Origin of the sequence: Bacillus sp. Marseille-Q3570 (assembly GCF_946151055.1) — a bacterium.
In the GTDB taxonomy this organism is placed as follows: Bacteria; Bacillota; Bacilli; order Bacillales; family Fictibacillaceae; genus Pseudalkalibacillus.
This window is the reverse complement of sequence record NZ_CAMGYZ010000028.1, coordinates 1-11,028: the sequence shown is the minus strand read 5'-3', so window position 1 is coordinate 11,028 and position 11,028 is coordinate 1. Positions and strand designations below refer to the sequence as shown.

Annotated in this window: 7 protein-coding genes; 2 read left to right on the top strand and 5 right to left on the bottom strand. The window is 34.9% G+C overall.

The genetic code is table 11. From position 1 onward, the window contains the following. Positions 1–205: 205 nt before the first annotated feature. From N8M93_RS22500 to N8M93_RS22480, 5 genes are all read right to left on the bottom strand, one after another. Positions 206–3,136 (bottom strand): ATP-dependent DNA helicase, encoded by a 2,931-nt coding sequence (locus N8M93_RS22500; RefSeq protein WP_261134880.1) that lies wholly within the window; start codon positions 3,134–3,136, stop codon positions 206–208. Between the two features lie 136 nt (positions 3,137–3,272). Continuing rightward, complete coding sequence (locus tag N8M93_RS22495; protein ID WP_261134879.1) at positions 3,273–4,325, bottom strand: DUF4238 domain-containing protein; 1,053 nt, start codon at positions 4,323–4,325, stop codon at positions 3,273–3,275. A gap of 251 nt (positions 4,326–4,576) precedes the next feature. Continuing rightward, positions 4,577–6,037, bottom strand: coding sequence for a YdiU family protein (locus tag N8M93_RS22490; RefSeq protein ID WP_261134878.1), 1,461 nt, complete (start codon positions 6,035–6,037; stop codon positions 4,577–4,579). A 280-nt stretch (positions 6,038–6,317) separates the two neighbouring features. After that, complete coding sequence (locus tag N8M93_RS22485; protein WP_261134877.1) at positions 6,318–7,040, bottom strand: DUF6977 family protein; 723 nt, start codon at positions 7,038–7,040, stop codon at positions 6,318–6,320. A 16-nt stretch (positions 7,041–7,056) separates the two neighbouring features. Beyond that, positions 7,057–7,677: a DUF4433 domain-containing protein gene (locus N8M93_RS22480; protein ID WP_261134876.1), complete on the bottom strand. Its 621-nt coding sequence runs from the start codon at positions 7,675–7,677 to the stop codon at positions 7,057–7,059. Positions 7,678–8,053: 376 nt separating this feature from the next. On the opposite strand from N8M93_RS22480, the gene N8M93_RS22475 reads away from it, so the two are divergent. Together N8M93_RS22475 and N8M93_RS22470 are read left to right on the top strand one after the other, a co-directional pair. Then, positions 8,054–9,409 carry a sodium-dependent transporter gene (locus N8M93_RS22475; RefSeq protein ID WP_261134875.1) on the top strand — a complete coding sequence of 452 codons (1,356 nt, stop codon included), beginning with the start codon at positions 8,054–8,056 and terminating at the stop codon, positions 9,407–9,409. Between the two features lie 548 nt (positions 9,410–9,957). Further along, positions 9,958–10,914, top strand: a complete 957-nt coding sequence (locus N8M93_RS22470) for a hypothetical protein (RefSeq protein ID WP_261134874.1) — start codon at positions 9,958–9,960, stop codon at positions 10,912–10,914. Positions 10,915–11,028 lie beyond the last annotated feature (114 nt).

The window sequence follows — 11,028 nt, the reverse complement described above, 5'->3', positions numbered from 1 at the left end:
AGGGTACATTTATTATACCTAATCCAATTGTGAATTTAAAATATAGGTATTTCTGCCTAAAATAGTAACAGTGAAAAATTGGAACACTGGATGGAATGCCGTGAATCCTTATATGCACAAGCAATTTTATCGAATATGGTGTAGAATTTATTAGAAAATAGAGTGAAAAAGGTTTAACCTTTTTCACTCTATTTTATTTATGAATTTAATCAATATCACTAAAGGCTCTAGCTAGTACTTTTCCAAATCCACTAGGTAAATATATTTCTGGTGGCTTAACTTCTGTAGAAAACTCCTGATATTGTTTGCGGCATAACTTTTTAAAATCACACGACTCACATTTATCAGAACTAGGTCTCATTGGGAATTCTCCTTTAATAATATAGTCGACCGCCCATTCAATATTTGATATAGCAGCTGCTTTTGCTTCAGCATTCACAGGAACATTAATACGCTCGTTATCTTTTAATAAGTGGACAGACCCAAATTCAATAGGTTCACCATGAATTTCCTGTCCCGCATGGGCATATAGTTGAACTTGTAATGATAAATCAAGCCATTCATAGTGATTAGATGGTCTATCCAGTGACTTAAAATCAATAACTTCAGCGTCTAATATATTACCTTCTTCGTCCATTTTTAAAAGTAAATCTATTGAACCTGAAATTAATGCTTTTTCAACTTTTATTTCAAACCTAGCTTCACTTGCCCTAGTTCTAGTAAAATCCATAGAGTGTGATTCTACATAATTTGATACTATTTCTTTTGCACGTTCTTTTGCACGTTCATAAGGTCCAGGATTGTTCTCGGGGTCTCTACTAGGAAAAGCATGCTTTAAATGAAATACTTCCTCTGTAACATCCATTGCCTCTACAGATGTTGGGGGTGAATCATTATAATCTTGATGTAATTTATTTATCGCTGTATGTGTTGTCAACCCAAATCCAAACAAATCAGGTACGGGAGAATTAAATCCAAAGTGTTGTCTGAATTGATATTTAGCTGGACATGTTAAATAATCTTTTATTTCAGTATAACTAGTAGGCAAATCATTCTCATCATATCTCTTTTTAGGCTCAATATATTTAATCTCACTTGGTAATTCATTTGGATCATTAAAATCTGAATCTCCCCCAAGTCCAACAAGAAATTTTGAAGGCTTTTTCTCTCTTCTAGTATCGGGTTGTTCTGCACTACCTGTAACATATAAGAATCTTTCCGCTCTGGTTAAAGCTGTATAAAATAGTCTCGCCTCATCCTCTCTGGTTTTCCCATAAGAACCTCTATTTATTGCCTCATCCATAACCTGTTCCGGTAACCATCCTCTATATCTACTTCTATCACCTGGAAACCTTCTATCTAATACATCTACAATAAAAACTACTGGGTACTCCAACCCCTTCATCTTATGAATTGTTGATATGGTTACCGCGTCTGGCTTTGTAACTAAGTCTAAAGTACTTACATCATAACCAGACTCAGCAACATTGGATAAAAAGTTTAGCATTTGATTATACCGAGCTTTTGAATCAATACTTACATATACTTGTTCTATATCTAATATGATTGTACTAAATACACCTAAATCTCTCATTACTTGTTCATCATAATTAATATTATCGACATTAAGTGCTTCTAATATATTTTGATAAAAATCTTGAGGATAGACTTTCACACGGGAACTACCCTGTGGTGTATTTATTTTCCGATTCCATTCCATTAATGTTTGGATTAATTTGTTCTGATCAGCATGAGGAAAATAGTCCATAACATTATTTTTATAGAATAGAATCACATCGTTTCGTTTAGGTGTTTCTCCCCGTAATAATTCCATAATATCTCTTACGATTCTTGCATGAGGTCTTTCAAATATTCCTCCTTCTGATTCAACAGTGGGTTCAAAGCCCAACTCTCTTAGTGCTTCGATAAATTCATAATGTCTATTGGGGAGGTTATCAGGATTAAAAGGTCTCCTAATAGACCTAAATAATATTGCAAAATCGCCTTCTGAGAGGCCTCTACTCTCTATCGGATTCCCTTCTTTATCATATCTTTCCACGTATTCAGTTCCTATTAAATCTTTAATTCGGTTGGCTACCCAGTGAGACTCTTCCTCTCTTGATGGAAACCAATATTTACCGTAATGTTCTATATTACCATTATTATGTGCAACAGGATTTTTATGATGTCTTGCAGGACCTAATTCATTATGTATAAACTCATTGGAAGTATTTACTATTTTATCAGTGCTACGAAAGTTTGTATTTAGCGTATGAGTTGAACAAGCTGGATATCTTTCTTCAAAATTCAATATGTTTTGAATATCTGCCCCACGCCATCCATAAATTGATTGATCATCATCCCCTACAACAAATAGAGTTTGGGACCTTCTATGTAACCCTCTAATAAGTGCTTCTTGTGAAGGACAAACATCTTGATACTCATCTACCATTACATGTTTCAGATCAACTAATACATTATTTATTTCAATATCATCTCTTTCCAATGCATCCGCAACTAATCTTATCATTAATGAGAAATCTATAAATTCATCTTGATCTAAACTTTGTTTCAATTTATTTAACACTTTGGCTAATATAGGATCATGTTCTTCGATATCACTAATTTGAATTAATTCATCGTTTAGTGTACTCCATGCATTTGCAACCTCTTTAATAGTGTTAAACATCCTTGAATCCTTAGCATTACCCAATTCGTTTAAACTTAGATCATAATATCTGGATAATAGATAAATTTTCATTTTATTTTCATCTAACACTTCGAATTGACGATACCTTGCATCCATTTGACCTAAAATATGTTGACAATAGGAATGTATTGTACCAATAAACATTGCTCCAACCAGATCAGAAGTAAAACCACATTGTTCAATAGCAGTTGCAACATTTCTTTTTAAGGAATCAGCAGCTTTTTCTGTAAAAGTAAAGGCTAGTACATTTTCTGGAATAACACCATTAGAAAAAAGATATCCTATTCGATATGATAGAGTCCTAGACTTTCCTGAACCTGCGCAGGCAAGGCAAAGAACTTCATCTGATAAATCCACAGCTGCCTGTTTTTGCTCTTTAGTTAGGTTTGTATTTAATACCTTATCAATATTGATTATCGCATCCATAAATATTGTGCTCCTTTCATTTTAAGTTGTTACCATCGTAACAAATATTTCCCATATAGGCATTATCTTAAATTAGCATTCCTCTTTGACTCGTTCCCATGTGATAATTCTTAATAAAAAGACAAAGTTCTCATACCTATTTATTAAAATAAAGTAATCGATTCTGCTTACGCAGGATGTACCCTAGATTGCAGTTTTCTTTCAATTTATTGTTGTAATAAATTAATTCATCCTTAGTAAGATGTTTCAAAAGATAAGACTCTTGGGCACTACCCTTAACAATTAAACAGGCAATTTTAGGATTAATAGGAAAGATGTATTCGGTTGTACCCTCTTTATTAGTAATTCTACATACAGGATTATCACTTGTTATAAACTCACCATTATCAGGTGCTATTAATAAACACACACATGAATTATTAATAAAGTTGTTCGCTTCATCCATTATAACTCCTTTTCCATCAAGAAATTGACGATACAATTTTAAGATATAACTATGAGCAAATTCATCGTACATTGTTTGTAAAAATGGATATAATCGTTCATTTTCAGGTATATAGATTGATTTAAAGTCAAGTCCAAAGAATTTCTCACTCATTAACCAATCAAATGTTTCTTCTAACACTGGATGATAAGGTCTTGTCCGCCACTCCATAGATACAGCAAACTTAATCAAATTTGTACGTTTAACCGCAGGAATACTTTGAACAATAAAAGGGTTTGAACATACTTCATATGAAATAGCCTTGTTTATAGAGTTCCAATAATTTTCATATTGTCTATCCCATCCAACTTCTATATCCCTTACATGAATGGAAAGAATATCTTTTTTTAATGCTTTTTTTTCCGCTTCATCAATAATTTCTGCATTATTATTAATGATGATCCATGTATTATATTTATAGAATCGATTATTCATTTCGATTCTATTTTTTACTACCTTATCATTTATTTTTACAATGTAATTATCTAAAGGTTTGAAAAATTTCTTACAATCTTCCTCAGTTCGAAAAAGGGAGCCAGCACGCAATGAATGATAATTATTAATACCAGCAAAGTTTTTTGTATTTTTAACTGTCCCTACACCGTTTGTTCCTTTATCTACAACATAAACTGAAGACTTTCCGTGCTTCCATGCTTTCATATATGTTTGTGGTGTAAGATGGTGATATACTGCTTTTGTCTCCAAATAATCACTTCCTGTTTGAAAGGAGCTGCTGAAAAGGTAACCCCTTATATTTGTTCCCACAAGTTCTTACCTAGTGAAAGTTAACAATCGCCATTTAAAACTGTTAATCAGATGGTGAAAATTCTTGATATTTCCATTATACGAGATGATATGTGATAGGCCAATTACCTTCTGCTTTTAAATTTTTATTGATTATGTCTAAAATAAAAATGGCTGCCGAAGCAACCACTTAGTTCAACAAAATATTTTTTTCATGTCCCACAATATGTTACATATGGCTGCTTAGTATCCGGTGGCAGTGTACAATACTCTTCCTGCTCCCGAGTATGTGCGTATGGGTTTGATAAAGCTTCCAATAATTTCTCCATTACGCTGTAATCGTCTCGTTCCACCGCTGCTTCCAGTGCCTCTTCCACTCGGTGGTTCCTTGGAATTAGTGCTGGATTGTTATCTTGCATTAGTTGATGGGCCTGGTCTTTTGATTCTTCCTGTCTTTCGAGTCTTTCCTGCCATCGTTTATGCCATTTGGTGAATTCCTCTGTTTTAAACAGATCTGAATCTTCCAGCTTATCAAACGTCAACGCTCGGAACGTGTTCGTATAGTCCGCTTTATGTTCCTGCATGAGTTTCAACAGGTCTTCACATAAAGATTCATCCTCTGCTTCTTCGTTGAAAATACCGAGTTTTCCCCGCATGCCAGAAATCCAGTAGGCGTTGTAGAAACCTGAAAATTTTCCGATTTCATTTTCTGCAAGTTTAACTGCTTCATCTTGATCTTCGTGAAGGAGTGGCAGTAACGTTTCGGCAAACCGTGCCAGATTCCATCCTCCAATCGCTGGTTGATTCCGATACGCATATCGACCTTGAGTATCAATTGAACTGAATACGGTTGCGGCATCGAACGTATCCATGAACGCGCATGGACCATAGTCAATCGTCTCTCCACTGAGCGTCATGTTGTCCGTGTTCATGACTCCATGAATGAAGCCGACGAGCTGCCATTTGGCGATCAATTCAGCCTGACGCTTCATTACTTCCTTCAACAAGATCAGGTAGCGATCCTCACCTTTATCTTTTAGATACGGGTAATGGCGGTCGATGGTATAATCAGCGAGTGCCCGAAGGTCTTCCTCGTTTCCTCTTCCTCTAACATATTGGAAGGTGCCGACACGAATATGACTGGCCGCCACTCGGGTAAGGATGGCACCAGGTAGTTGTTTTTCACGTATGATCGGTTCCCCTGTCGTCACAACAGCCAGGCTTCGGGTGCTCGGAATCCCTAGTGCATGCATCGCTTCACTGATGATATATTCACGAAGCATCGGTCCAAGTGTCGCTCGACCGTCGCCGCCCCGGGAGTAAGGCGTCCTACCAGAGCCTTTCAGCTGAATATCAACACGATCGCCATCAGGCGTGATCTGTTCGCCAAACAACATCGCACGGCCGTCTCCAAGCATCGTAAAATTCCCGAATTGGTGCCCGGCATAGGCTTGTGCAATCGGCTGTGAGCCTTCAGGAGCTTCGTTCCCTGCAAGTACGGCAACTCCCTCCTCACTTTTAAGATCTTCAACATTCAGGCCGAGTTCTTCTCCTAATGATTCATTGAGTTTGACCAATTCTGGAGCGCGAACAGGTGATGGTTCGATCTTGGAGTATAAATCTTCTGACAGACGTGCATAGCTGTTGTCCAAATTCCAGCCTTGTTTTGCCATGACCAATCTCTCCTTCTTTTTTGTCTTATCTATCCCGAATCTTTACTTGAAAATTCGTCTTATAGTATTTCTTTTACCGTTTACATCTACTCTAACACATTCTGAACAACAAAATTAAAAAGGAGAAGTTTGGTTTGATTGGGAAGCACGAGAACCTTCCCCAACTATCCTATACTAATTTTTATACCCTAACACATTACATTTATTTATTGTAAAAAAAGAGCCCTCCAGGACTCTACTTATTACTAGGATTTAAAATACTTTCACCAATCATTAATTTTTAGTTCATTTCATCAAAAATGCTTAATTGTTCATATTTTGAGTTATTTTTTACATTATTATTATTTTGTTTATAATTTTGTTTAATCACAAGTTCTTTAAAATTATCAACTGATTTTAAAGCATTATTAAGCAAATTCATTTTATATAATGAAACATAAAGAGCTACTGATTTTGCTTGACAATTTATTGATTTTTGAGGATTAAATTCAATGTCGGTAAAGGCATCAAAGTTAATTACTTGTTTAGCTAACTCACTATTAAAAGATAAAGCGTTAATATATAACCAATCATAAAATAATGTTTTAGGTTCAAGTTTCCATCTTCTATCGAAAAACTGAAAATAAAGTAACTTCCCGCTATTTTTTATTCTTGGATCTTTTTTTGCCTCTTTTGATGACTTTTCATACAAGTCAATGTATGGGCCTCCAAATTCAAAAACTTTACTGGCCTGAAATGCTGTCTCTACACTAAATTGTTTATTATTTTTCGTCTTAATCATTAGGTTAAAAGCGCTTAATGCTACACCTAACTCTTTATTAGACTTACTGGAAATTTCCAATATATTTAAATTTGGATATTGGTTTTTGATATTTTGATGAAATGACTCTATCGATTTTTGTTTTTGTTTAACAGCAAATCCAGGAAACCATTCAAATTTAATAGTCTTTACTTCAACATACTCTTTTTCCATTTTACTTATAAATACAGGCCTCTCTGCCATAGTTTCCTCCTTATTATTATCTCCAATATTCGTAATCCTTTCTATAACTAAATAACCTCCCAACAACTTCGCAATTTATGTTTGAAGGTAACAATGAACTGTATTTATTTTTTTCGTAGAGATTCTCGAAGGCTACTCCCCATATATTTTCAGGTTCTATAACATCAAAAACTAATATTTCAGCTTGTGGGTGGGTGGGTAAGGCAGGATCAATATCCAAGGTACTTCTAGAAGGCTTCCCAGGATATTCATCATAAAGTCCGTTAAATGCTCCGACACCTTTTCTTAATTCTAAAGGTATTCCTAATACGTTACTGCTTGCTGCGTTCTCTTTACAGAAAGCACAATCCTTCTTCCATAATACTTCTTTCTTAATTCCTAAAACAACCCAATCTACAGTTGGATTTTGCTGTCTATATTTAAAGAACATTCGATAATTAGGAAATTGTATGGAAAGACAATTAGCGGTTTCACAATCATCCATTCTATATTCATCATTATGAAAAAAATTTGTAAATCTTTCACGACGTAAGGTCTCTACAGGTATAAGGCCATTTGTAAAGATACTTTCAAGATTATCAACCCTAGTAAAATGCACTAAATATTTTATTCCTCTTTGAGTAACAGACCTTTCCATATTATCCCCCAGTTTATTTTCTCTTTAAATTCTGTATGTATTAAAATCTTATAACCTTATATTAACATCAATGGTAATTATTTGTTTAATATAAATACTCTATAAATCTAAATAATTCAATTTAACAATAATTTCCCTCAATAAATTCAAGATGTGTATTCAAGATGGTGTTTTAGATTTTGTAATATAGTAACCCCCTTTTGAACCGTTAATTTGTGTTTATTAATATACGATAGTTACTATCTCGCAAATTTCGACTATTTTTTTCATTTAAAGCAGGAATAGTCTGTGTGCTTGTTTAATATTATTTCCATAAATGAAGAAATTTTGTTATTTTTCTTACATTTTAGGTAAATAGAAAAAGGAGGATTGTCAAATGAGTCAGGGGTTAGAGAAACAAGCGCGTGAGCAGTGGAAATCGCGTACAGGGTTCATGCTGGCGGCAATGGGTTCCGCAATTGGTTTAGGTAACATTTGGAAGTTCCCTTACATTACAGGGGAATATGGTGGAGCAGCCTTTATCTTCGTTTATTTGATTTGTATCGCTGTAATCGGAATACCCGTCATGCTCGCTGAATTTGCAGTTGGGCGAAAGACGCAGAAGGATGCAGTCGGTTCCTTCCAGGAGCTGACGCCTGGTAAACCATGGTATGTCACAGGTATTTTCGGGGTCATGGCAGCATTCCTGATCCTATCATTCTATGGCGTCGTTGCGGGATGGTCTTTATCGTATACGACAAAAGCGATGAGCGGAGACCTTCTCTCTGTTCCTGGTGAGCAGATGGGGGATCACTTCGGTGGATTCATCGGAAACGCACTCAGTCCGATTTTATGGCAGACCTTATTCATGGCGATCGTCATCATTGTCGTTGTGAAAGGGGTAAAAGAAGGTATTGAGAAATGGAATAAAATCTTGATGCCTACCTTAGGCATTCTCTTGCTTATCTTAGTCATTCGAGGCGTAACACTGCCTGGTGCGGGCGAAGGAGTCGCGTTCCTCTTCTCTCCAGATTTCTCTGCGCTCAGTGGAGAAGCGGTTCTCGTCGCTTTAGGCCACGCCTTCTTCTCCCTCAGTTTAGGGATGGGGACAATGATCACGTATGGAAGTTATGTACCAAAAAATGTCAAACTTCCTACTGCAGCGACAGGGGTCAGTTTGGCTGATACTGGTTTTGCTTTATTAGCGGGATTAGCGATCTTCCCTGCCCTATTCGCATTCGGTATGGACCCAGGAGCAGGACCTGGGCTGATCTTCATCACGCTTCCGGCTGTGTTTGAGATGATGCCATTCGGTCAGTTCTTTGCTGTATTGTTCTTCTTACTGATTTCTGTAGCGGCACTTACGTCTGCCATTTCGATTTTGGAAGTTCCAGTTGCTTACTTCATGCGGAAGTTCGAATGGACCCGTAAAAAGGCGACATGGATTCTTGGAACAATCATTTTCTTATTCGGAATTCCTTCTTCCCTTTCATTGGGTGCATGGGGTGAATTCACGATCTTCGGTAAAGTATTCTTCGATGCCGTCGATTTCTTAGCTTCTTACATCCTCTTGCCATTAGGCGGTATGTTCATCGCTCTCTTTGCAGGATGGGCGCTTGGAAAGCAGAAATCACTTGAAATCGGAGGATTTGGCGAAGCCAGCGTTTGGGGTAAACTTTGGATCTTCTCCTTACGTTTCGTTTCTCCAGTACTCATTGCGTTAGTGTTATTGTATTCAACAGGAATCATTTAAATTGGGAACGGTCTATTTGCTTCATTATGAAGTAAATAGACCGTCTTTTTGTGTGTCTATTATACGAGATGATGGGTCGGCGAGCCAAATTAATGTATAACCTTTTTGGTGGCATCCGTGGACAAGTTTTATATAACAATTATCAATTTGTTTGTGATTACCTATCCTTCTCTAGAATTCTTTGTTTTTCATATTGTTATATATCTCTGAAACATTCTTGTTTTTTGTAGTAGTTTCCAACAAATATTCTATCCACCTTATTATACACCCTCATATTTAGTTATTTTTATATTTTATTCCATTTAATGGCATTTTCGAGGCGGTACTTATCAATAACTATTTCAAAATTATTATTCTGTATTGATCTATTAATAAGCTAGGTCATTTTACGTAATTTTTCTATTCCTTCAGTTCTAAAAATTTTTAATTAAGAGAGAATAATTCATTTCATTTATGGTTATTATAGTTATTTTTTATATTTTTTAACAATTTAATAATCCTAAATGATACTATTAAAATAATACAGAAAAATGGCTGGGGGAATTAACATGATACAGGATAAACCTTCTTATATTGCTAATTTTAATTTGACTTTTGGTAAGGAAGATAAGCCTATGCTAATGCATTTTGAAGATATCGTTTATCCCGCTTTTACAAAGAATAGAAAATATGAGTACAGACAAAAAAATAAAAGAACCACATATTTCTTAGAACAAGTTAAACTTACAAATTTAAAAGGAGATTTCGTATTAGCAGGCTTAATTGTAAAAAGTACAACTTTAGAAGTTAAGTCTCGAATAATTGACGGCAAATTAGTACGTACAAATGAAAATTATCCATCAGATCCATACTCATATTTTGTAATTAATTTAAAGAATCATCGAATGGTATTAGTAAAAAATCAAAATGGAAGTCCAAGTTTAAGTAACTTTTCCTCAACTGTGAAACAACTCTTAAACGATTATATTAGGGAACAAAATTTAATAGTTTTAGGGAACCAAAAATTACCATCAGCTAATTTAAATGTAGTTGCAATTCCCTTTTCAGGTGCAATTGAGGAAGAGTTAGAAAGAGTTAAAAAGATTAAAAACGTTATTTTAAGGTTTTATCCGTTGAACGGAGATATTATGGAAAATGAGACGGTTGATGAGCTCACAGAAACCTTAAAAAAATTAGGAAGTAAAACTGGTTATTTACAATACAATACACCAACTAATAATGAGAATGTAGCTATGGTAATAAAAGATACAAAGGGGTTAATGAAACCTACAATAAGAGTTGCATTTAAAAATGGGACAACTGGAACATTAAAAGATGATTCTTTTACAGAAGAAATGGGAATCCCTTTAAATGAAGATGAGACCTTCCTTCAAAACATTGATGTTATTGCAAGTAAAGTAATAAATAAAGAAGAGTTTGTAGAAACTAGTCTTGAAAACATAAGTATTTATGACAAATTCTTTTCTAAAATTGAAAATTTGTATAATAAATTTTTTGAAAAATAAGCCCTTAAGAAGGGGATCTTATAATGGATAAACAAAAATTATATAATAATACAATTAAATTAGTACAATTGAAAAAGCAGAAATCCTTTAATATATTTTTAAAGAGTATGAGAT